Genomic DNA, 23,598 nt, shown 5'->3' on the forward strand with positions numbered 1-23,598 from the left:
TGGGGTCGGGAAAAAGGGAAAAAAATGTCATTTTTGTTTGACCATATGCGGGAGGTCAGATTCCAGCTTCAGCAGGTTCTGGAATGTGAGAATCTTTTTTCTTCCGGGATTTACGCGGATTATTCGCCGGAAACCATTGACGCCTTTCTGGAAACGGCCCGGGCCGTCGCCGAGGATCATTATCTGCCCCATTATCAGGAAGGGGACCGTCAGGAACCGACGTTTGACGGCGAACAGGTGCACTTGCTGCCGGAAATGGAAACGGCATGGCGGGCTTTTGCCGAGGCCGGATTTCTGGCCGCTCACCATGACCCGGATTACGGGGGCATGAACATGCCGCAGGTTCTCAGCAATGCCTGTATGTCGTTTTTCTATGGTGCCAATGTGGCCTTTGCCGGTTACAGCATGCTGACCATTGGGGCAGGAAACCTGATCCGCAGCTTCGGGTCCGCAGAGCAGATCGAGAAATTCCTGCTGCCCATGACCGACGGCCGGTTTGCGGGCACCATGGCCCTGACCGAACCCGGGCAGGGATCCGCCCTTGCTGACATCCGTACGACGGCGGAGCTTCAGGCCGACGGCAGCTATCGCCTCAAGGGCCAGAAAATGTTTATCTCCGGCGGGGACCAGTCCTTTACCGAGAATATCGTGCATATGGTGCTGGCCCGTATCAAGGGGGCGCCTGACGGAGTCAAGGGGATCTCCCTGTTTATCTGTCCCAAGGTCAGGGTTGGGGAAGATGGTTCCCTGGGCGCGCGCAACGATGTGAAACTGGCCGGCCTGCTGCACAAGATGGGCTATCGCCATACCACCTCGACGGTGTTGAATTTCGGTGAAGAGGGGGATTGTGAGGCCTTTCTGGTTGGTGAGCCGCACAAGGGCCTCTTCTATATGTTCCAGATGATGAACGAAGCCCGCATCGGGGTTGGCCTCGGGGCCGCCATGCTGGGTGTGGCCGGATATCATTACAGTCTGAATTATGCCCGGGAACGGCAGCAGGGCCGCCTGCCGTCCTGCAAGGATCCCTTAAGCCCGCAGGTGGCACTGGTCGGGCATGCGGATGTGCGGCGGCTGCTTCTGGCCCAGAAAGCCTATACGGAAGGCAGCCTTGCCCTGTGTCTCTATGCAAGCCAGCTTGTGGATCGCCTTGAAATGGCGCAGAATGAAGCGGAAAAGAAAAGCTTGCTGGGGTTGCTTGATCTCCTGACACCGATCGTGAAAAGCTATCCCTCTGAATATGGCCTCGAGGCCAATAAAATGGCCATTCAGATTTTGGGCGGGGCCGGTTACATCCGGGAACATCCGGTGGAGCAATATTACCGGGACAACCGTCTCAATCCGATCCATGAAGGGGCGGAAGCCATTCACGGGCTGGATATTCTGGGCCGCAAGATCGTTTTGGACAATGGTTCGGCCCTGAAGACCCTGCTGGAGACAATCGCCGAGGATGTGCGTCTGGCGGCTGAAGCCGGTGTGGAAGAGGGGATCTGTGGACCGCTGCAGGAAAGCCTCGGGCTGGTGGAAGAGACATCCCGGATACTGACCGGGAAAATGGCCGGGGATGTTGATCTGGCTCTGGCCAATGCCACCCTCTATCTGGATTTTATGGGGCGGGTGGTGATTGCCTGGATGTTGGTGCGCCAGTGCCGGGCGGCCCAGGTGGGCCTGGGGAACGCCCCGGATCAGCAACTGGCGGATTATTATGCCGGCAAACTGCAGACGGCCCGCTACTTTATGAACCGGGAACTGGTCCAGACAGAACTGCAGGCCCGGCAGTTGACGGAGTTCGAACCAAGCGCCTATGATATGCAGGACAGCTGGTTCTAGGGAGCGTTAATCAGAACAGGGAGAAGTCATGTCTTCGATGCAATCGGCACCGATCAATCTAGTTGAAATTCTGGAGCATGCCGCCATTTGTCACGGTGACCGGGAAATCGTTTCCCGGCTTGCCGAGGACGGCACCATTCATCGCACCACCTACGGGGAAAGCTATGTGCGGGTCAGGAAGCTGGCCTCCGCGCTGGAGAAAATGGGTATTCACAAAGGCGACCGGGTCGCCACCCTGGCCTGGAACGGGTTCCGGCATCTGGAATGCTGGTTCGGCATTTCCGGCATGGGCGCCATTTGCCATACCCTGAACCCCCGGCTCTTTGCCGAGCAGCTCATCTACATCATCAATCACGCCGAAGACCGGGTGATCATGACCGATGTGACCTTTGTGCCGCTGCTGGAGAAACTGCAGGAACATCTGCCGACGGTGGAGCATTATATCATCATGACCGACCGCGCCCATATGCCGGACTGCGGCCTGCACGGGGCGATCTGTTATGAAGAACTGCTTGAGAGCGGAGATGAGGCTTATGTGTGGCCGTCCTTTCCGGAAGAAACGCCGTCCTCGCTCTGTTACACCTCCGGCACCACCGGCAACCCCAAGGGGGTGCTGTATACCCATCGGTCCAACATTCTGCATGCGGCCTGCGGCAATAATGCGGACGGATTTGGCCTTTCGGCCGATACGGCCATTCTGGTGATCGTGCCCATGTTCCATGCCAACGCCTGGGGGCTGACCTTTGCCGCCCCCATGGTCGGGACCAAGCTGATCATGCCCGGCGCCGCCATGGACGGGGCCAGCATTCATGAACTGATCCGCACCGAAGGCGTCACCACTTCCGCTGCGGTGCCTACGGTCTGGAACGGCCTTCTGGATTATCTGGATAAAAGCGGCCAGGACCTGGCAGAGATCGAAAATCTGGTCATCGGCGGGTCCGCTGTGCCCCGCTATATGATTGAGGTGCTGGACAAGAAATACGGGGTCGAGGTGAACCATGCCTGGGGCATGACCGAAATGAGCCCGCTGGGCACCGTTAACCGGAACATGCCCTTCATGAAGGGCCTGAAAGAGAAGGACTATGAAGCCTGGCTTGATATCAAATGCAAGCAGGGCCGCCCGCCGTTCGGGGTGAAAATGAAAATCGTCGATGACGAGGAAAAGGAGCTGCCCCGGGACGGCACAACCTTTGGCCGGCTTCTGGTCAGGGGGCCCTGGATTGTGGAAAGCTACTACAAGCAGACGGCGAAGGCGGTGGATGCGGACGACTGGTTCGATACCGGCGATGTGGCCACCATCGACGAGCACGGTTTCCTGCAGATCACCGACCGGGCCAAGGATGTGATCAAGTCCGGCGGCGAATGGATCAGCTCGGTGGATATGGAAAATATCATCATGGGTCATGACGCCGTGGCGCTGGCGGCGGTGATCGGCCTGCATCATCCCAAATGGGACGAACGGCCGCTTCTGGTGGTGCAACTGAAAGAAGGCTGCGAGGCGAGCCGGGAAGAACTGCTGTCCTATCTGGAAGGCAAGGTGGCCAAATGGTGGATTCCCGACGATGTACAGTTTGTCGATGATGTGCCGCTGACGGCGACCGGCAAGATCAGCAAGCTGAACCTGCGAGAACAGTTTGCCGATTATCAATTCCCGGACCAATAAAGAGGAAGGACCCCTGTGATGCTGAAAAAAAGCCTGCTCCTGTTGTGCGTGGCTCTGCTGCCCCTCTCTGCACTGGCCAAATCCAATGACGAAAAACGCCAGGAAATACTGGAAATGCGCGACGAGGTGCTGGAAAAACTTTATAAAAGCAATCCGGAAACCCGCTCTATGATCAAGGAAGCCGAGGGCTATGCGGTTTTCAACTCTGGTGGCATCAATGTGATCCTGCTGTCCGCCGGCAGCGGCACCGGCGTCGCCCATGACAACAAGTCGGGCGAAAATATTTTCATGAAAATGGCCACCGGCGGGGTCGGCATCGGCATCGGGGTCAAGGATTACAGAACTGTCATGATTTTCCACAAACGCTCGTCCTTCGATAATTTCGTCGACAAAGGCTGGGATTTTTCCGGTCAGGCTGATGCGGCGGCGACCGTTGATGAAAAGGGCGCCCAGGCCAGCGGCGCCGACACTGTGGTTTCCGGCGTCAGCGTCTACCAGATGACCAAGACCGGCCTTGCGCTGCAGGCGACCCTGCAGGGCACCAAATACTGGAAGAATAAAAAGCTGAATAAACAATAGGCTTTTTGCCCTCCTCAATCAGAAAGCCCGCTTGATGCAGGCTTTTTGTGTCACAGATGGGTGGGGTTCGTCGTCTATCTCCTGTTCACGTTTATTGGGAAGGAGAAGACGATGACATCAATCACATCAGTGAATTATGAACAGCATGTGCCGGATATCCTGCAGATCCTGAATGGCGTCCATGTGGTCATGGATGAGCACGGGCTCGACCCGCTTCTGGTGCATCTGGTGAAGCTCAGGGCGTCGCAGATCAACGGCTGTGGCTATTGTGTGAAAATGCATACAAGGGAGGCGCGGGCGGACGGGGAAAGCAACGAACGCCTCGACCGGCTTGTGGTCTGGCGTCATGTGAGTGACTATACAGATCGGGAACGGGCGGCGTTGGCCTGGACCGAGGCTCTGACGGTGCTGAAAGAGGACGTCGATTACGGGGCGTTGCGGGCGTCCCTCAGGGAGCATTTTTCCGATAAGGAAATATCGGTTTTGACCTGCCAGGTCATGATGATTAACCTGTGGAACAGGTTGCAGGTGTCCCGGCACTGAGGGCAAAAGTCAAATGAACGAAACGGCACTTATCAGCACTTTTGAACAGGCGAGCCCCATGCTCAAGGGGCTGGCCTACCGCATGCTGGGCTCTATGTCTGATGCGGAGGATGCGGTGCAGGAGACCTTCCTCAAGTGGCAGAAGGCGGACCATGCGGCGATCGAAAACCCCCGCGCCTGGCTCACCACCGTCTGTTCGCGCCATTGCATTGACGTACTTCGCTCGGCCCGCCGCAAGCGGGAGGATTATATCGGCCCCTGGCTGCCGGAACCGGTGGCGGAAGGGATCGAGGATAATCCCGAGGAGCAGATCATGCTGTCTTCCTCCCTGTCCCTGGCCTTCCTCGCCATGCTGGAACGATTGACGCCGAAAGAGCGGGCCGCTTATTTGCTCAGGGAAATTTTCGACCGGGACTATGCCGAGGTCGCCGACGTGATCGGCACCACCGAAGTGGCCTGCCGCAAGCTTGTCTCCCGCGCCCGGGAACGCATCGGCCAGAAGCAACGCCGTTATGACCCGCCCCGGGAAAGCCGGGAGCGGCTGCTTTCCGCCTTCCAGCAGGCGATCCGGACCGGGGAGACCGGGGAACTTGGGGCGCTATTGTCTGCCGACATCAGGCTTACCGCCGATGCGGGCGGCAAGGTCAATGCACCCCGCAAGCCGCTTGAGGGACCGGACAAGATATTGCTGTTCCTGGGCCGGGTATTGCATGCGGCCTGGGCCGGGGCGGAACTGGAAGCGCGGGATATCAACGGCGAACCGGGCCTGTTGTTGATTGAAGAGGGGCGCATCACCGGCGCCATCACCTGCGTCTGTGATGAAGAAGGCTTATGTCGCGAAATCCTGATCCTCCGCAACCCGGAGAAGCTGGGGCGGTTGCAGGGGGTGGGAAACATAACTGTTAGATAAGAAAGCTGGATACTTTACTTGATTGGTGAAATGCTAGCGTCTAGTTTAAAAGTGAAACAAACAAGATCGTCATCTTCGTCAAGTCCGCCACTTTTTATGGTTATGTCTTCAATGCAGTATCCTTGCTGGAGCCAAAATTCAAAATAATTGTCATCTTTGAAAAATGCGTTTCGGGAAAACCTCTCATTATCAGTTCTACCAGCTAAATATTCAAGGAGAGCACGCGAGGATATTGTCATTTCAATTTTATCACCTTTTTCTCGGATATTTGGTCCAAGATACCATTTGTTGTTTGTCGGATTAAATGAGTTTTGCTCATGTAGGGACTTGGCATTGTAACCCTCAAACCGGGGAGAGGGTAAGAGGTCTATCATTTTCGCTAGATTTTCTACGTTTGGCGATAGATTTTCTTTACAGAAGAATGTTACTGCCCACCCCAATCTCACTCCATTAGAGTTGGATGAAGAATTACCGTTTTGTGTTGAAAAGACGCAGACAATATCTGTATTGGAGCTCTCAAGAAAATAATTGATAATGTCTGAGGCTGATTTAAACGGATGCGTTGAACCAGGTGGGTTCATTCTTCTTAACAATTCACTGCCAGTATCGGCTAATAGAATGACTTTATAGTGGTCTATGGGAAGGTTTTTTAGCTGATCTTTGTCTTTTCGGTATAGACAACTATAGAGCGGATTATCATTGATTTTGTGGGGTAAAGAAGGGGAACTGTAAGAATAGTTTCTGCCCGTTCTGGTTTTATGAGTTTTCTTTTCTATTGTAACGTCGATTGTAGGATGGGTTAATCTTACTTTTTGATTTTTCCCACAGGGATTTGAATTAAGCCAATTGGTAAGCTTTGCGTTTAATGCATCGTCAACTTTGAAATCCTCTTCAACACCAAAGTCTCGATAAAAATTACCATCAATCCAACCACTAGCTTCATGAAAAGAAAAATATAAGTAGTTTCCAACACCTTTCTTAATTTGATTTGCACTGTTGGTGATTTTTTGAATGGCAGATCTTATCCGTTTTTCTCCGGATAGGGAGCCGTCTGAAAGCGTTGTTACCTCAATAAAAGCTGGTTTTTCAAAGAGAGATTTTGAAAATGCTTCAGGTCGTTTTCCTGATTTAGTTTCAGGTTCTATTATTAAATCAGCAACTTGTTTAATGCCCCAAAGAAACGCGATTTCTATTTCAGCGGGCAGCGCTTGATCGACTCTTTTATTATTAAGGCGACTCACCATATCGTTCACTTTGGCCGGGTTATTAATAACCTTCCTCAGCTCATCTATCATAAACTGTAGCCTTCTTCTGGTGAAAGTGGGCAACGTTTAGTGTCCTATGACGTAATTTATTACAACGGATAGGATAAGGATCTGAGTTGTCAGAATCAACTCGAACAGCTGATCTCCAGCTTCTTGCCCCATTCCGGCGGTTCGGCGGCGTAGGCTTCATGTTCCGGCTGCTCATCATAGGGGTTTGATAGGATCTCGATCAGTTTTTCCACCTCTGAGGCATCGCCGGCCTCGGCTTTTTCGATGGCTTGCTGGGCCAGGTAATTGCGCAGGATATATTTGGGGTTGGCGGCTTTCATCTCGGCGCTTCTATCTTCATCAACGGAATTTTCCTGTGCGAGCCGCGTCTTATAGGTCTCTACCCAGTCACGGAATTCCGCCTGATGCTCGGGCTTCACATAAAGCGCGCTTTCATCATCGCTTTGTGTGAACTCACAAAGCTTGCGGAAGAAGATGCTGTAATCGATGACGTGTTTCTGCAGCAGGGGCAACAGGTCGCCCATCAGCTGGCGGTCGCCCTCCATCATCACTTTGAGGCCGAGCTTTTTATTCATCAGCCGGTCGTATTCCTCGAAAAATCGGGTCTGGTAGGCCTCCAGCACCTGCTCGGTCATCTCGCCCGAAAGCAGGTCCTTCAGGGCATAGGCCAGGGCGCGCAGGTTCCAGAAGCCGATGCTCGGCTGCTGGTTAAAGGCATAACGGCCCCATTCGTCGGAATGGTTGCAGATATAGTCCGGGTTGAAGCCCTCCATAAAGCCGTAGGGGCCGTAGTCAAAGGTCTCCCCCAGCACCGACATATTGTCCGTATTCATGACCCCGTGGGCAAAGCCGAAGGCCTGCCAGCGGGCGATCATGCTGCCGGTCTCGGCGGCGATCCGAAGCAACAACGCATCATAGGGCTGCTCAGCCTCTTTCAGATCCGGGAAATGCACCTCCAGGCAATAATCGGCGAGCTTTTTCAGTTCCTCCGGCTGGTTGGTATGGGCGAAATATTCAAAACTCCCGAAACGCACATGGCTTTTGGCGAGCCTGACCAGCAGGGCGGCGTTCTCCAGCTTTTCCCGCTGCACCGGCTCACTGCTTTCCAGGATCAGCAGCGCCCTTGTTGTGGGAATGCCGAGGTGATAAAGCGCCTCGCTCGCCAGATATTCCCGGATGCAGGATCGTAGGACCGCCCGGCCGTCGCCGAAGCGGGAGAAGGGGGTCTTGCCCGATCCCTTGGTATGGATGTCCCAGAGCTCGCCCTTCTGGTTCCTGACCTGGCCCAGCAATATGCCGCGGCCGTCGCCAAGCTGGGCGCTGTAGCCGCCGAACTGATGGCCCGCATAAACCATGGACAGGGGCGAGGCCTTGTCCGGCACCTGATGGCCTGCGAAGATCTGCACGGCTTCTTGAGTGTTGAGCCACGCCGGGTCCAGGTCGAGCAGTTTGGCCGCCTCCCGGCTGAAGGTCACCAGACGGGCGTTGGGCAGGGGCCGGGCCTGCATGGGCGCAAAGAAGCTCTCCCCCAGGTCCGCAAAGCGGTTTTCAAAGCTGAGGGAGTTGATCATGCTCAGGCCTCCTGCTGCTGTAAGGCGTCGAGGCGGTTCTGCTCTTCTTTCAGGCGGCGTTTTTCTTCCCGGCGCTGGGCGATGATGTCCTGGACCTCGCCACCGATATGTTCGGCGCCGGATTTTCTGGCAAGCTCGATCTGCCGCTCGCGCTCCTGATAGCGGCGCATCTGCTCTTCCGACTTTTCGTCATGGCAGTGGTGGCAGCTCACCCCCTTCATATAATGGGGATGGTTCTTGTCTTCCTCGGTGATCGGCATGCGGCAGGCAAAGCACTGGTCGTAAATGCCGGGTTCCAGATTGTGTTTGACCGCAACCCGGCTGTCAAAGACGAAACATTCGCCTTCCCACAGGCTGTCTTCTTCCGGCACTTCCTCCAGATATTTCAAAATACCGCCTTCCAGGTGATAGACCTCCTTGAAGCCCTGTTCCTTGAGATAGGCGGTGGATTTTTCACAGCGGATGCCGCCGGTGCAGAACATGGCCACCTTCTTGTCCTTGGCGTCCGAGAGGTTGTCCGCGACATATTTGGGGAACTCGCGGAAGGTATCGGTTTGGGGATTGAGGGCGCCCTTGAAGGTGCCGATGCCCACTTCGTAATCATTGCGGGTATCCACCAGGATCACGTCGGGATCGGAAATCAGCTTATTCCAGTCCTGCGGCTTCACATAGGTGCCGACGATATGGTTGGGATTGATGCCTTCCACACCCATGGTGACGATTTCCTTCTTCAGCTTCACCTTGGTGCGGTAAAAGGGCATTTCGTCGGCCAGGGATTCCTTGGTGACGATATTTTTAAAGCGCTCATCGGCGCGCAGGTAGGCATGCAGGTTGGCAATGGCCTCGGCAGACCCGGCAACGGTGCCGTTGATGCCTTCGCGGGCCAGCAGCAAGGTGCCCTTGATGCCCTGTTCCTTCAGGAAGGTGAGAAGCGGTTCGCGCAGGTCGGCGTAATCGTCAAGTGTGACGAAATGATAGAGTGCCGATACGACAATCTTTGACATATTCAGGTTCCTTATGTTGCGGGCCGGATCGCAAATCCGGAGCACCAGTCAGGGCCCTTATATAACAGCGGAAAACGGCAGTATCAAGGGAGGGTGAATTTAAAGGCCCGCCGTCAGCTGCGGGAAATCCTCTGGCTGCCAGCTCAGTTCATAATGAACCAGATAGCCGTCATGGTCGGACAGGGGTTCTTCGCCCACATTTTCATCGAACATCAGCTCGATTTTGATTGGGCGCAGGCGGGCGCCTTCGGCACTGCGGAAGGCCTGCAGGTCGTTGCTGTCGAGCCAGGGTGTCGGGCTGCCGGCGGTGAGGCGCATGTCACAGTTCCGGGCATTGAGGCAATATTCACTGGCCAAACTGTGTCCTTGCCGCTGGCGCAGGTAATCGACCATCTCCGGCAGGCCCTTGAGATTGAAATCCCCGGCCAGGACCAGCGGCCGTTCGATGCGGCTGTGGCGGGCGACAAGGCCGTGAATGGTATCAAGCTGGAGCTTCTGGGCGGCGGTGGTGCGCCCAAGGTCAACGCCCGAGGAAGGTCCCTTCGAATTCATATGGGTATTGGCCACATCAATGGCGAAGGGCACACCGGGAATATGGACGCTGGCCATCATCACCCCCTTGTTGGCCAGGCAATCCCAGCCGGCGCAATCCCTGCGGGGAAAGGCGGTTTTTTCGTGGCCGGTGATGGGAAAGTCGCTGAGGATATAAAGGCCGCTGTTCATGACCTTGCCCCAGGTTTCACCGCGCCAGCTGCTGCGGGCGGCAAGGAAGTCCCGGGGCGTGCCCGGCGAGGCCTCTTCGACAATTTCTTCCGCTGCGGGGCCGGTCACATAATTGGGATAGCCGCCCAGATGAATGATGTCCCGGCTTTCTTCCATGAAGGCTTCCTGCAGGAGGACAAGGTCCGGTGCGCGGCCCTGCTCCCTGAGCCGGGCGAATTCTCCGGCAATCAGGGCGAGCCGTTCCGCCCGGCCGCTTTTCACGGGCCAGGGCAGGCCGGCGATATTATAGATCAGGACGCTGAAGCGGACCCGGTGTTCGCCGCTTACGGGGTCGATGGTAATGTCCGGTGTTTTTGAGACAGCGGTTTGCGGAAGCGGGGGATGCCCCGTGATCGAGGTGTTGGCGTTAAGCGACAGACCCAGACTGAGTGCGGCAACAAAAAACAGCCTTCTCGGTTTCAGCATCTTCATCCGTGTTTCCCTGAGTAACGGCACAAGATATGTTCCGTTTACGAGAGCGGAATCCGCCTGTCAACGATACAGGAATCATGTCACGGAAGAATAATTTTTTCGAAGTATTACCGTTACTTAACGGTTACAATTGTGCAAAACTATCCTTGAAATAATCGGTCAGGAAGTCGATCACGGTGCGCACCTTGGTGGACAGCAGTTTTTTGTGCGGATAAAGCACATAGATATGAAAACCCGGCTCACGGAAATTTTCCAGCAGCGGCACAAGCCTGCCGTCCCCTATGGCGTTGCCGGCGATATATTGCGGCAGCAGGGCAATGCCCTTGCCGCAGATGGCCGCTTCGCACAGAAAATCGCCATTGTCAGAAGTCATGTTGCCATGTACCGGGATATGGACCTTTTTTTCATCACGATAAAAGTCCCAGCCCTTGGTCCGGTTGGGGTTGGTATAGGTCAGGCAATTATGATGCAGAAGATCTTCGGGTTTTTCCGGATTGCCGTGTCGGGCGATATAGTCAGGGCTGGCGCAGGCCACCCGGTGACTTGCGGCAATTTGCCGGGCCATCAGGTTGGAATCCGGCAGTTTGCTGGCCACCCTGATCGCCAGGTCAAAACCTTCCTGGGCGATATCCACGAAACGGTTGGAAAAGGAAATACTCATGGTCACCTGCGGATATCTGTCCAGATAGGCGGACAGGGCCGGACCAAGGTGATTGACGAAACTCAAGGGCGCCGCGACCCTGAGTTCCCCTATGGGGGTCTGGGTTTTCTGCCGCAGGCTTTCTTCCATCTCTTCCAGGTCGTCCAGCAGCTTCTGGACCTGTTCCAGATATTGATAACCGGCTTCGGTCAGGCTGACATGACGCGTGGTGCGGGTCAGCAGACGGGTGCCAAGGTCATCTTCCAGATCCTTGATCCGCTTGCTGACGACGGAATTGGCCAGATTGAGCCGCCGCGCAGCTTCGGCGAAGCTCTCGGTCTGACCCACTACGGCAAAAGTTCGTATATTAGATAATTTGTCCATTGATATAAAAATTAGAATAGTAATGTTCTCGAAATACACATTATCATAATTAGAAGAAAAATCTATCCTGTTCCGCACTGTACAGATAACAGATGCGGAAAATGATCACAAAGCGATGCCATAAAGACAGGGGAGTCACGGTCGGTGGCTGGCTGGAAAGCAAACATTCCTTTTCTTTTGGCCGTTATCACGATCCCCGGAATATGGGTTACGGACCACTCCGGGTGATCAACGAGGACCGGATCAGGCCGGGTGCCGGTTTCGGGACTCATGATCACGAGAATATGGAAATCATCACCTGGGTCCTCTCGGGCCGGGTTGCCCACCGGGACAGTACCGGCAGCGAATCTGAGCTTGCGCCCGGGGAAATACAGTTGATGAGTGCCGGCCGCGGCATTCAGCACAGTGAATATAACAGATCGGAAGACGAGGAACTGCACCTGCTGCAGATCTGGATCATGCCCAACGAGGTGAATACCCAGCCCGGATATCAACAACAGAAGCTTGCGGTGGGCGATCTTGAAAATGAATTCCGGCTTCTGGTCAGCCCGGATGGAGCCGAAGGAAGTCTGGTGATACAGCAGCAGGCGCGCCTTTTTGGGGGACGGTTCCGGGCCGGGAGTGAACTGACCAGAACGCTTAATCATGGTCAGAGATACTGGCTGCAGGTGGCCAGGGGACGAATCACCGTCGGTGAAATCGAAGGTGAGTCCGGTGACGGTTTTGCGCTGGAGGGGGAAGATCAGTTGCGGATCGCGAACGAAACAGATTCGGAAGTGCTTTTATTTGAATTGCCTAGGTAAGGAGGAATAAAATGTCTAAGGAACTGAATATATTGGCGTTTGCCGGCAGTACAAGACGGGCCTCGTTCAACAAGGCCATGCTTGCCGCTGCTGTGGCCGGTGCGGAAGATGCCGGTGCGGAAGTAACCTGTATTGATCTGCGGAACTATCCTCTTCCTCTGTATAACGGGGATCTGGAAGCTGCTGAGGGGCTGTCCGACAACGTCCTCAAACTCAAAAATCTCTTCGATGGCCATGACGGCTTGCTGATTGCCTCGCCGGAATATAACAGCGCCTATTCCGCTCTTCTCAAGAACGTCTTCGACTGGGTTTCCCGCCCGGCGGCGGCCGACGAACCAATGCTGAATTCCTTTGCTGGCAAACAGGCGGTGATTATGTCGACCTCCCCCGGTGCAATGGGCGGCCTGCGCGGCCTCTATGCCCTCAGGGAGCTGTTGATGAACATGATGGTGCAGGTTGATCCGGCCATGATGGCGCTGGGTAATGCCATGGAGGAATTTGACGAGACCGGCGGTATGATTAACGGGGAAAAGGAACTGGCCGTGAGGGATTTGGGGGCCAGGCTGGTCAGGAACCTCGGCGGGAACTGACCAGCCTCTGAATTTGCGGTCCTTGGAAAGCAGGCTCCTTGCAGCCTGCTTTTTCGTTTTTTCCGGGACATTTACTTTTCTTCAACATCAAAGCAGTATGACGGAAGGGGCTGCAGGCTAAATGGTTTGCATGGTTTAAACAACAATAATAATGTGTATTATAAAATAAAATACATTTTTTTCTTATAAAAAGATGCTATAGGCGTTGTCATCTTCGGACAATGCAGTTATCTAAAGGTAGATTCTGGCGTAAAGAAGATCGTTGGACGCACGGGAACATGATAAAAACGGGAAGTCCGAATACCTCCCGAAAAAAGGATGGAAAAGAGAGTCTGGAATGGATCTAACTCACTTGCAGCGGCTTGAAGCCGAAAGTATTCATATCATGCGGGAGGTGGCGGCGGAATGCCAGAACCCGGTGATGCTCTATTCAGTCGGCAAGGATTCGGCAGTCATGCTGCATCTGGCCATGAAGGCTTTTTATCCTTCTATCCCGCCCTTTCCCATTCTTCATGTGGACACGACCTGGAAATTCCGGGAAATGATCGAATTTCGTGACAAGCGGGCCGCTGAACTTGGTCTTGACCTGCTGATCCATATAAACCAGGACGGTGTCGATCAGGGCATCGGCCCCTTCTCACACGGGTCCGCCGTACATACGGATGTGATGAAAACCCAGGGCCTGAAGCAGGCGCTGGACAAATATAAATTCGATGCGGCCTTTGGCGGTGCCCGTCGCGACGAGGAAAAAAGCCGGGCCAAGGAGCGTATCTTTTCCTTCCGGTCGGCCCAGCACCGCTGGGATCCGAAAAACCAGCGTCCGGAACTGTGGAGCCTGTACAACAGCAGAATTAACAAGGGCGAAAGCATCCGTGTTTTTCCCTTGAGCAACTGGACCGAACTGGATATCTGGCAGTATATCTATCAGGAAGATATTCCCATTGTGCCGCTTTATTTCGCCAAGGCACGCCCCGTTGTGGAGCGGGATGGCATGCTGGTGATGGTGGATGACGACCGCCTGCCCCTTGAGCCGGGTGAGAAACCGATGATGAAAAAGGTTCGATTCCGGACCCTTGGCTGTTACCCCCTGACCGGTGCAATTGAATCCGATGCGGATACCCTGCCGGCCATTATCCAGGAGATGTTGCTGACCAGAACCTCCGAACGTCAGGGGCGGGCCATTGACAAGGACGCCAATGCATCCATGGAACAGAAAAAGCAGGAGGGATATTTCTAATGGCACACCAGTCTGCACTGATTTCGGAAGATATTCTTGAATATCTGAAAAGCCAGGAAAGAAAGAGCCTTCTGCGGTTTATCACCTGTGGCAGCGTCGATGATGGTAAAAGTACGCTGATCGGTCGCCTGTTATATGATTCCAAGATGATCTTCGAGGATCAGCTGTCCAGTCTTGAATCCGATAGTAAAAAGGTCGGCACCCAGGGCGGGGATATGGATTTTGCCCTTCTTGTGGACGGTCTGGCCGCAGAGCGGGAGCAGGGGATCACCATTGATGTAGCCTATCGCTTTTTCTCCACTGACAAGCGCAAGTTTATCGTTGCCGACACACCCGGGCATGAGCAATATACCCGCAACATGGCCACCGGCGCCTCAAATGCAGATCTGGCCATCATTCTGATCGACGCCCGCAAGGGCATCCTGACCCAGACCCGCAGACACAGCTACATTGTGTCCCTGCTGGGCATCAAGCATGTGCTTCTGGCGGTCAATAAAATGGACCTGATGGACTATGATCAGAAGGTCTTTGATCAGATTGAAAGTGATTACCGGGCATTTGCTGCGGATATCGGGCTGACGGATATTACCTGTGTGCCGATTTCGGCGCTGAAAGGCGACAATATCCTGGAGAGAGGCGACAAGCTCGACTGGTATGACGGCCCGACCCTGATGGAAGTGCTCGAAACCGTTGATGTCACCACAGACGAGAAATCTGCCCCGTTCCGTTTTCCGGTGCAGTGGGTGAACCGCCCGGATCTGGATTTTCGGGGTTTTTCCGGCACTATCGTCAGTGGCACCATTCGCACGGGTGACGAAATTGTTGTGTTGCCGTCGGCAAAGACCAGCCGCGTCAAGCGCATTGTCACCATGAGCGGTGATCTTGACCAGGCGATTGCCGGCCAGGCGGTGACCCTGTCGCTGGAGGACGAGATCGATATTTCCCGCGGGGATGTGATTTGCCGTAAGGAAAACCGCGCCGAACTGACCGACCAGTTTATGGCTCATGTTTTGTGGATGGATGATGAACATCTCCTGCCGGGCAGGCCCTACCTGATCAAAATCGGCACAAAAACGGTCTCTGGTGTGATTTCCTCCCTGAAGCACAAGATCAATGTGAACAGTCTTGAGCATGAAGCGGGCAAGGCCCTGGAACTGAACGAGGTGGGGGTCTGTAACCTGTCCCTGTCCGACCAGATTCCCTATGACCATTATTCAGATATCCGGGAGACCGGCGCTTTTATCATCATCAACCGTCTGAACAACAACACGGTCGGTGTCGGTATGATCGACCATGGTCTGCGTCGGGCGGAAAACATCCACTGGCAGGCGCTTGACGTGGATAAGATATCCCGGGCAACGCAGAAAAGCCAGAAACCGGCCGTGCTCTGGTTTACCGGCTATTCCGGTTCCGGCAAGTCAACCGTTGCCAATGCGCTGGAGAAAAAACTCTTTGCCCGCGGCAATCACACTTATGTGCTTGATGGGGACAATGTGCGTCACGGCCTGAACAAGGATCTGGGCTTTACCGATGTGGACCGTGTGGAAAATATCCGCCGGGTGTCCGAAACTTCGAAACTGATGGTGGATGCAGGCCTGATTACGCTGGTCTCCTTCATTTCGCCTTTCCGCTCTGAACGTCGAATGGCGCGGGAGGCAATGGAAGAGGGCGAGTTTATCGAGATCTTCATCAATACCCCGCTGGAAGTCTGCGAACAGCGTGATCCGAAAGGGTTGTACAAGAAGGCTCGAGCCGGCGAGATTAAGAACTTTACCGGCTTTGACAGCCCCTATGAAGAGCCGGACGATCCCGAGCTTGCCATTGACACCACTGATCTGGAGCCTGAAAAGGCGGCAGACCGGATTATCGAGTATCTGGAAGAAAAGGGATATCTTTCTTCCTGAAATTCCGGGCAATAATTTGAGAAGCCGGCGTTCCCTACGCCGGCTTTTCTTTTGACGTCACAGGTGCCGGGGGCTAGCTCGCGGCGTTCTCCGCCAGAATATTGCTGATAACGGCAATGGCCATCTTCAGGTTAATAGGCTTGACGATATAGGCATTGGCGCCCGCCTGGATGTATCGTGTTTCCGCGTCGCTCATGGCATTGGCAGTCAGGGCGATGATGGGAACCTGGCTATAGGCAGTATCGGAAGAGCGTATCCATCTGATGGCTTCCTCGCCGGTCATGACGGGCATCTGGATGTCCATAAGTACCAGGTCGAAGGCCTCTTGATCCAGGGCTTCTATGGCCTCGAGGCCATTTTCCACGATCGTGACCTCCAGCTGCATGGTCTTGAGGGCCTCGCGGATGATCTGCTGGTTGATCAGGTTGTCTTCCGCCACAAGGACGCGACAGCCTGCAATATGTGGCGATGTTTCCCTGTCATGAAGGATGCCGGGATCCTGCCATTCTGTCGTCGGGATCTCGATGCTGCTCCTTTCGAGGGGCAGGATGAACCAGAATGCCGCGCCTTTTCCGGCTTCGCTGTAAAGGCCGACCCGGCCATTCATCATTTCTACAAGGCTTTTGCAAATGGGAAGCCCAAGTCCGGTTCCGCCGTGCTGGCGCATGGTGGTGCCGTCAATCTGCCGGAATCTTTCAAAAATGATATCCTGCTGATCTTCGGGAATGCCCGGTCCTGAATCGGTAACCTGGAAACGGAGTTCTCCGTTTTCCGTTCTGGAAAGTTCCAGGGATATTGCACCATCGTCAGTAAATTTGACGGCGTTGCCGAGCAGATTTACCAGGATTTGTTTTATGCGGGTAGAATCGCCAAGATAAGTGCCGCGACAGTCATCGGGTATATCAACGGTTATCCGGAGATTTTTGGACATGGCCTGATAGGAGATAGTATCCACGGATTCCCGGATGATTGTTACAATGTTGAAGTCCCCTTTTTTCAGCTTCATCTGTCCGGATTCAATTTTGGACAGGTCGAGTATGTCGTTGATGATGGTGAGAAGGGACCGACCGGACGCCATGATTGTATGGGTGTATTCTTTTTGCTGGGAATCCAGCTTCGTTTGTTCAAGAAGCTGGCACATCCCCAGAACGCCATTCAGGGGGGTGCGGATTTCATGGCTCATATTGGCAAGGAACTCTGACTTGACCTGGTTTGCGTTTTCGGCGGTTTCCTTGGCGTCGGCAATCTCCCGCATGGAGTGGCGCAGCTTGAGCGTTGTTTTTTTCAGCTCGTTGGTTCGTAGGCGTACGGTTTCTTCAATGGCGAACCTTTTGTTCATCTGCTGGACGGCAAACAGTGAAAGCAATCCGCCCATGATGAAAACAATAGCAGTGCCAAAAACAGCCCGGTCATTGGGTATGGTTATGGTTTCAGTGCGCGTCACTGTGACTGTCCAGAGCGTTTGGACATAGGGAAAGCTATATTGGTAGTAGAACCTTTCAATTCTCTCCATCGGGGGCAGGTTACTACCGTCGTTGGCCGTCATTTCAGGGGTTGCAACCTGATTTGCGATATCGATTTCCAGCTCCCTGTAGATCCCGGCTGGATCGAAGACCGCATTGGATTTTACATCGTTGTCGGCAATCAAGGAGAGTATGATGCCCTTGAGTTCCCTGTCGGGATTTTCAATTGTTTCGGGACGGCCCGAATATATGGGGACGATCAGAAAAGCCGCCTTTCTGATAGACGGCAGATATTTTGGGACAAAAACCTCTGTGGCGGTGATTTCCCCGGTTTCGATAGCCTTTTCGACAATTTCACGTCGTCCGGGAAGGGAGAAAAAGTCGAAGCCGGTAGTCTTGAAAAATTCAAAATTTGTTTCATGGAAATAAACAGGAAAATACTGATCCACGTTTTCCTGCCGGAAGGGGATGCCGTTCTCATCCAGTTTATAAATGAAAGGGACTGTTTCGCTCTTCTCCATGAGGCGTTTTTCGAATTCGGGTCTGTCTTCGTGCCTGACCCGGGGAAGCCATGAAAAAAAACCGATAACGGGGTGGCGGTCCAGAATACTTCTTGTAAAACGTGAAAAACTGTCCTGGTCGACAGGTTTATCGTTGTTGTAGAACGTCTGAAGGGCAAAAAGTGCTTCCGTGTTTTCCCTGATCCGCTGTTCCATGCGATAGGCGGCGCTTTTGGCCATAGTGACGAACTCGGACTGCGAATTTTCGAGTGTGTTTTGCTGTATGACCTTGTAGGTGGCCAGTGACAGTCCGGCGGAAATGGATAGAAAAACAACTAGTGTAATAATTGAGTTTTTGTTCATTTATCTAAGCGACGCGCTCGGTTGCCTCCAGTAACAGAAAGCATGTTAGCATTGCCGGTACGGCATAGACAGAAAAATCCACCATATGTTGTGGTGAATGAAGTGAACCGTCACGGTGGTAACGGTTTTCAACATTCGCCTTTCATGCCGGGTTTCAAGAGGCTATAAATGGCGACAGACAAACCGGAAAGAGTAAATGCAGACAGAATTATGAGCATCGCACTGGATAAGGCGCTGGCAGGCGCCATGAGACGATATGCCTCCTCGGTTTCCGTGGTGTCCTGCAGGGACCGGGCGGGAAACTGTTATGCGGTTACGGCTACGGCGGTCTCCTCGGTTTCTTTCGAGCCGCCGTCCATGCTGATTTGCCTGAACCGCAAGACGGCCCTGGCCGCCGCTCTTGAGGATGTGGAGGAATTTTCCATCAATATACTGTCCAGCGGTCAGGTGGATATTTCCAATGACTGCGCCGGCGGCAGGGAGGCCCTTGACCGGGTAGAGCCCGGCCGGTGGAATATGGAGAAAGGCCGGACACCCACGCTCAAGGGGGCACAGGCGGTCCTGCTGTGCCGACGGACTGAAAAAATGTCCTACGGCAGTCATGAAATTTTCCTTGGCGATGTGACCCAGGTGGAGCTCAGTGAGGAAGTAGACCCGCTGGTCTATCTGAATGGACAATATGGTATCTTTTCGCCCTTTGGCGAAGAGGGCGACGATTAGGGAGTTGCTGGTCGCTGATGGCGGAAATAAAGCAGGAGACGAAGTAATGATTACACTCTATGGCAGTAAAATGTCCCGCGCCGCGGTGGTGATCTGGGCAGCAGAGGAACTGGGTATCGAACTGGACATCAAACCCTATAATCCTCGCAGCCCTGAGACACAATCCGAGGAATATCGGAAAATCAATCCCACAGGCAAGGTTCCCACCCTTGTGGACGGCGATTTTGTGCTGACTGAGTCTGTTGCGATTTGTGTTTATCTCGCCCGTAAATATGGCGGTGGCCGCTTGCTCGGCACGACCCCGGAGGAAGAGGCGGATATCCTGCGCTGGTGCTTTTTCGGCATGACCGAAATTGATGCTTTTGCCTTCCAGCTTTTGATGGAGACGAAATTCCGCCCGGGCGAACCCAGCGAGACATTTTGCAATGACTGCAAGGGATGGCTGGGCAGTGCTCTTAATGTGCTGGAAAGTGCGCTGGAAGGGAAACAGTGGCTGGTCGGGAGCGAAATGACCCTGGCCGATCTGGTAGGTATTCGCTGTGCAGGGTTTATCCTCTATGTGGGATTGACACTTGATGACTGGCCCAATATTGCTGCATGGGTCAAACGGGGTGCCGGAAGGCCTGCTTACCCCTCTTAAGGGGCAGAGGGAGACTGCAGGAAAACCGGTCCGGACGGTGGAACAGCCTTGAATTCATGACCTGAAGGACGATATGAGTGTGCAGGAATGTTGTAATGAATGAATTAAGGAAAATTTCTGCCATGTCCGGCATCAAAAGAGCAAAGGGCTTTCCGTTGCGGGAAGTTCGGGGCCTGGTTACTGACCTGATGACGCCCAATCCCTGGATTTACTGGCCGGATTTCCTGATCAGTGTCATCCTCGGCTGGGGCGCCCTTGCAGCGGCAGTCATGCAACCTGTCATGAGCTGGCAGTTCTGGGTGGCCTTTGTGGTTTCCTCCCTGGCGCTTTACCGGGCGGCCATTTTCACGCACGAGATCGTTCATTTGAGGCGCGGCACTTTCATGCTGTTCCGTGCCGTCTGGAACCTGATCGCGGGTTTTCCCCTGCTGATCCCCTCTTTCACCTATATGGGTGTTCATAGCGACCATCACAAACCGAACATCTACGGTACCCGGGAAGACGGCGAATATCTGCCCTTTGGCGCTCAGGCACCCTGGAAGAATGTCGTCTATGTCCTGCTCTCGTTCCTGTTGCCGGCGCTTTTCCTGGTGCGTTTTCTGGTCCTTACGCCCCTCGGCTGGCTGATCCCGCCGCTGGGACGGACGCTGTGGGAGGGCATGTCCTCCCTGACAATTGATCTAAGCTACAAGCGCCCGAAGCCGACAAAAATGGACGGGGAACACTGGCGCCTGCAGGAAGTTTGCACAAGCCTCTATGCAATGGTCGCCTTTGCGCTGATGGTATCAGGCATCATGCCGTGGAAAGTCCTGGCCGTCTGGTACGGTGTGACCAGTGTGATCTTTCTGATGAACAGTTTCCGTACACTGGGCGCCCACGCCTATCGCAACCCGGGTGACGAACAAATGACGGTGGCGGAGCAGTTCCTGGATAGCGTCGATGTGCCCGGCGGCGTCATTTCAGCGCTCTGGGCGCCGGTGGGGCTCCGGTTTCATGCCACACACCATCTGTTTCCGCAGATGCCCTATCATTCCCTGGGGACGGCTTATAAGCGGCTGGCCTCACATCCGGAAATTGCCCCGCATTTTCTGGAGGCTTCCCGCCCTACACTCTGGCATGCCCTCAAAACCCTTTGGGCGGACGCCCGGGCCAGTCAGGCAAGGGCGCGGTAGATAAGCCTAGAGGTAACTCAGCCACCATTGTTTATGGGTTTTGCGATAATTGGAAAACCACTTGCACGGCCAGTAAAGCAGGATGCAGGCGATAGCCCAGGCCAGATAGGCCTTCCACAGTACCGGCTGGAACCCTTCGGGCCAGGTCGACGGCATAAAGAAAAGCACGCCTGTTTTGTCCCAGGCCAGTTTATACCAGGCGACAGACCCCAGATGCAGCACCAGGATATGCAGGACATAGAACAGAAACGGTGTTCTGCCGTAGGTGGCGAGGATTGCGCCCACCTTCCCACTGCATTTCTCAAGCCAGGGCACTAGTATGAGCGCCGGCCCCAGAGTCATCAGAAGATAAAGCAGGGACGGTGGATATTTGTCCACGTTCAGGAACGAGAGAAAGCTATAGAAACCGCCTCTTGCCTGTTCCGTCCAGGGGGAGGGATTGCCATAAATATTAAGGCCGCGCAGAACCAGGAACAGGACCAGGGCAATCACGCCATAGGTCACCAGCCGCTTGTTCCTGATCAGGGTATCCGCCTTGAACCACGGCCCCATGGCATAGCCGAGCGCCATCACCGCAAACCAGGGGATAACCGGGTAGACAATGAAAAAAGCGCCAATCGCACCTGCGCCCTGTGTCGGATGAAAACTCGGGACATGCAGGACAGCCCAGAGCCAGGACAGGCTGCCGAAATCTGCGGGCGCCACACTATCAAGCAGGTTGTGACCGGCAATTGTCGCCAGGCTGATTACGGCAATGACAGGGCGGGGCAGAAAGACCAGGGCCGCAAGGATGATCATGGAGATGCCGATGACCCATATGACCTGTAGAGTGAAGCCCAGATAGGCAAATTGCCACAGAAAAGTGATCAGGAAAATTTCCAGCAGGACAAGCCAGACGCCGCGGCTCAGAAGAAAGACGGCCAGGTCTTTTTTGCCGGCGTTGCGGGCGTCGGCATAAAGCCAGGCGCTTACACCGGACAGGAAAATAAAGACCGGGGCACAATAATGGGTGATCCAGCGGGTAAAGAAATAGACGCCGGTGGTCACTTCCGGGTTTTCCGGTGCGAAAAGCGTCGGGGAATAGAAATCCCGGGCATGGTCCAGCGCCATGATGATCATGACGATACCGCGCAGGATATCTATGCTGATAATACGGTTTCTATGGGCGGGTGAAACAGCAGCTTCCCCCGCGATTGTAGCCTCGGACATTTTATTCCCCTTGCTCTGGATACCATTTTTTTATTGGTTTTATACAACCCAGTGTAGACCAGGATGGCTGAGGAATAAATCCGAAATTGCAGCGCTAGATGATCTACTAGTCCCGGTGTGCGCCCGGAATCCATTTCACATCTTGTTTTCCATTCTGATTCAGGCGCCGGCTCATGACGAACATGTGGTCGGACAGGCGATTGAGATATTTGACCGCTTCGGGGTTGATCTCGGCGGTTTCGGCCAGCCGGGTGGCGAGCCGTTCCGCCCGGCGTGTGACGGTGCGGGCCTGGTGCAGGCAGGCGGAGGCAGCGGAGCCGCCGGGTAAAACGAAGCTGTCAAGCGGGGGGATGTCCGCATTCATAAAATCGATTTCCTCCTCCAGGCGTTTGACCTGTTCCGCGGTAATGCGCAGCGGTTCCCATTTGTAACTTTCCGCATGGGGGAGTGCCAGGTCCGCCCCGGCATCAAACAGGTCGTTCTGAATCCTGCCCAGCATGTCGTCTTCCGTGCGGTAGGCCGGATCTGCGGTGTGAAGCCGCACCAGGCCGATTGCCGCATTGGCTTCATCCACCGTGCCGTAGGCCTCGATACGCAGGTCGTGCTTGGCAATGCGCTCTCCACTGGCCAGGGATGTCTGGCCGCTGTCGCCGCCCCTTGTATAGATTTTGGTGAGTTTTACCAAGTTAGCACCTCATCCGTAGGACAGAAGATATAGGACAATCATGAGCAGCGTGACAAACTGGGCAATAATCCGTGCCCTCATCAGCCGGTTGCCGTGCTTTTTGTTGAATTCCCCGCCCTTGCTCATGCTGGCGACCCCAACCAGCATGATTCCGCCGGTTACGATGATGCTGAGAACTATGAGGATTTTCAGGATTGTCATTCTTTAAAATTCCATTTTATTGATATTTATATCTAAAAAATAGCGTTCGTGAAGTATATTCATCTAGATTGCATATTTTATACGATTCTGACTTGGCTTTTGCCAAGGATTGTATACAATCCGGGCTCTGACAGACAAAGCGCGGATTCTTTTTATAGACCATTCTTTGTGATGCAGAAATAATAAAAGCCGTAAAGGCCGGTTCTCTTGCGGAGGAGAAGAAAAAAGAGGCTGCTTTAAAAAGCCGAAACTTTTAAAAGCAGCCCCAGTTGGTATCTGTCAGAACCGCCGCCCGATAGATCGGGAACAGTGGTCCTGATGGGGATATTCCTGAAGCCGGATCGATTGTTGCAGTCGGTCCGGCGATTTCTTTTCAAGCTTATCAGACTTTCGTCCTGTGGAACAGTCTCTAAAGTGGTTTCTGTCACTCCTGTGGCTGTTCCAGCTGAATTCCGATTAATATGTGCACCACATATCACAGGTTTCCTCAGGGTATCAAGTTTATAAAGGGCCCGCGGCGAA

General features: G+C 54.1%; 21 protein-coding genes. 12 read left to right on the forward strand and 9 right to left on the reverse strand.

Annotated features, from left to right (window positions below; genetic code table 11):
* Positions 1-24: 24 nt before the first annotated feature.
* The 5 genes from ACN0YD_RS01445 (at position 25) to sigJ (ending at position 5,522) form a co-directional block, all read left to right on the forward strand.
* On the forward strand, positions 25-1,827 hold the full coding sequence (locus ACN0YD_RS01445) for an acyl-CoA dehydrogenase (protein ID WP_417316860.1): 1,803 nt from the start codon (positions 25-27) through the stop codon (positions 1,825-1,827).
* Between the two features lie 28 nt (positions 1,828-1,855).
* Positions 1,856-3,490: a long-chain-fatty-acid--CoA ligase gene (locus ACN0YD_RS01450; protein WP_417316861.1), complete on the forward strand. Its 1,635-nt coding sequence runs from the start codon at positions 1,856-1,858 to the stop codon at positions 3,488-3,490.
* An 18-nt stretch (positions 3,491-3,508) separates the two neighbouring features.
* On the forward strand, positions 3,509-4,069 hold the full coding sequence (locus tag ACN0YD_RS01455) for a YSC84-related protein (RefSeq protein WP_417316862.1): 561 nt from the start codon (positions 3,509-3,511) through the stop codon (positions 4,067-4,069).
* Between the two features lie 111 nt (positions 4,070-4,180).
* Positions 4,181-4,612 (forward strand): carboxymuconolactone decarboxylase family protein, encoded by a 432-nt coding sequence (locus ACN0YD_RS01460; RefSeq protein WP_417316863.1) that lies wholly within the window; start codon positions 4,181-4,183, stop codon positions 4,610-4,612.
* 13 nt (positions 4,613-4,625) lie between these two features.
* Complete coding sequence (gene sigJ / locus ACN0YD_RS01465) at positions 4,626-5,522, forward strand: RNA polymerase sigma factor SigJ (protein WP_417316864.1); 897 nt, start codon at positions 4,626-4,628, stop codon at positions 5,520-5,522.
* A 14-nt stretch (positions 5,523-5,536) separates the two neighbouring features.
* Here sigJ and ACN0YD_RS01470 read toward each other — a convergent pair whose 3' ends face one another.
* The 5 genes from ACN0YD_RS01470 to ACN0YD_RS01490 all read right to left on the reverse strand — a co-directional run bounded on the left by ACN0YD_RS01470 (position 5,537) and on the right by ACN0YD_RS01490 (position 11,589).
* Positions 5,537-6,817, reverse strand: coding sequence for a hypothetical protein (locus ACN0YD_RS01470; protein WP_417316865.1), 1,281 nt, complete (start codon positions 6,815-6,817; stop codon positions 5,537-5,539).
* A gap of 95 nt (positions 6,818-6,912) precedes the next feature.
* The gene (locus tag ACN0YD_RS01475) at positions 6,913-8,373 is read right to left on the reverse strand and encodes a protein adenylyltransferase SelO (RefSeq protein ID WP_417318827.1); all 1,461 of its coding nucleotides are present in this window, start codon (positions 8,371-8,373) and stop codon (positions 6,913-6,915) included.
* A complete protein-coding gene (locus tag ACN0YD_RS01480) occupies positions 8,370-9,371 on the reverse strand; it encodes a rhodanese-related sulfurtransferase (protein ID WP_417316866.1) in 1,002 nt (333 codons plus the stop codon). Before ACN0YD_RS01480 ends, ACN0YD_RS01475 begins: the two co-directional genes overlap by 4 nt.
* A 99-nt stretch (positions 9,372-9,470) precedes the next feature.
* Positions 9,471-10,565 carry a hypothetical protein gene (locus tag ACN0YD_RS01485; RefSeq protein ID WP_417316867.1) on the reverse strand — a complete coding sequence of 365 codons (1,095 nt, stop codon included), beginning with the start codon at positions 10,563-10,565 and terminating at the stop codon, positions 9,471-9,473.
* 124 nt (positions 10,566-10,689) lie between these two features.
* A complete protein-coding gene (locus ACN0YD_RS01490) occupies positions 10,690-11,589 on the reverse strand; it encodes a LysR family transcriptional regulator (RefSeq protein ID WP_417316868.1) in 900 nt (299 codons plus the stop codon).
* A 101-nt stretch (positions 11,590-11,690) separates the two neighbouring features.
* Between ACN0YD_RS01490 and ACN0YD_RS01495 the strand changes: the two genes are divergently transcribed.
* The 4 genes from ACN0YD_RS01495 (at position 11,691) to cysN (ending at position 16,123) form a co-directional block, all read left to right on the forward strand.
* Entirely contained in the window at positions 11,691-12,392 is a 702-nt protein-coding gene (locus ACN0YD_RS01495; RefSeq protein ID WP_417316869.1) for a pirin family protein, read from the forward strand.
* An 11-nt stretch (positions 12,393-12,403) separates the two neighbouring features.
* A complete protein-coding gene (locus tag ACN0YD_RS01500; protein ID WP_417316870.1) occupies positions 12,404-12,982 on the forward strand; it encodes an NADPH-dependent FMN reductase in 579 nt (192 codons plus the stop codon).
* Positions 12,983-13,319: 337 nt separating this feature from the next.
* On the forward strand, positions 13,320-14,219 hold the full coding sequence (cysD, locus tag ACN0YD_RS01505; RefSeq protein WP_417316871.1) for a sulfate adenylyltransferase subunit CysD: 900 nt from the start codon (positions 13,320-13,322) through the stop codon (positions 14,217-14,219).
* Positions 14,219-16,123, forward strand: coding sequence for a sulfate adenylyltransferase subunit CysN (gene cysN / locus ACN0YD_RS01510; RefSeq protein ID WP_417316872.1), 1,905 nt, complete (start codon positions 14,219-14,221; stop codon positions 16,121-16,123). Before cysD ends, cysN begins: the two co-directional genes overlap by 1 nt.
* A 73-nt stretch (positions 16,124-16,196) precedes the next feature.
* Here cysN and ACN0YD_RS01515 read toward each other — a convergent pair whose 3' ends face one another.
* Positions 16,197-18,449, reverse strand: a complete 2,253-nt coding sequence (locus tag ACN0YD_RS01515; protein WP_417316873.1) for an ATP-binding protein — start codon at positions 18,447-18,449, stop codon at positions 16,197-16,199.
* Between the two features lie 168 nt (positions 18,450-18,617).
* On the opposite strand from ACN0YD_RS01515, the gene ACN0YD_RS01520 reads away from it, so the two are divergent.
* The 3 genes from ACN0YD_RS01520 to ACN0YD_RS01530 all read left to right on the forward strand — a co-directional run bounded on the left by ACN0YD_RS01520 (position 18,618) and on the right by ACN0YD_RS01530 (position 20,981).
* Entirely contained in the window at positions 18,618-19,169 is a 552-nt protein-coding gene (locus ACN0YD_RS01520; RefSeq protein WP_417316874.1) for a flavin reductase family protein, read from the forward strand.
* Between the two features lie 46 nt (positions 19,170-19,215).
* Complete coding sequence (locus ACN0YD_RS01525) at positions 19,216-19,809, forward strand: glutathione S-transferase family protein (protein ID WP_417316875.1); 594 nt, start codon at positions 19,216-19,218, stop codon at positions 19,807-19,809.
* 95 nt (positions 19,810-19,904) lie between these two features.
* A complete protein-coding gene (locus ACN0YD_RS01530; protein ID WP_417316876.1) occupies positions 19,905-20,981 on the forward strand; it encodes a fatty acid desaturase family protein in 1,077 nt (358 codons plus the stop codon).
* A 6-nt stretch (positions 20,982-20,987) separates the two neighbouring features.
* On the opposite strand, the gene ACN0YD_RS01535 is transcribed toward ACN0YD_RS01530, so the two are convergent.
* From ACN0YD_RS01535 to ACN0YD_RS01545, 3 genes are all read right to left on the reverse strand, one after another.
* Positions 20,988-22,190, reverse strand: a complete 1,203-nt coding sequence (locus tag ACN0YD_RS01535) for a DUF1624 domain-containing protein (protein ID WP_417316877.1) — start codon at positions 22,188-22,190, stop codon at positions 20,988-20,990.
* 106 nt (positions 22,191-22,296) lie between these two features.
* On the reverse strand, positions 22,297-22,875 hold the full coding sequence (locus ACN0YD_RS01540; RefSeq protein WP_417316878.1) for a cob(I)yrinic acid a,c-diamide adenosyltransferase: 579 nt from the start codon (positions 22,873-22,875) through the stop codon (positions 22,297-22,299).
* A gap of 9 nt (positions 22,876-22,884) precedes the next feature.
* Positions 22,885-23,076: a twin transmembrane helix small protein gene (locus ACN0YD_RS01545; RefSeq protein WP_417316879.1), complete on the reverse strand. Its 192-nt coding sequence runs from the start codon at positions 23,074-23,076 to the stop codon at positions 22,885-22,887.
* Positions 23,077-23,598: the final 522 nt, after the last annotated feature.

The organism is Emcibacter sp., from assembly GCF_048269205.1.
In the GTDB taxonomy this organism is placed as follows: Bacteria; Pseudomonadota; Alphaproteobacteria; order Sphingomonadales; family Emcibacteraceae; genus Emcibacter.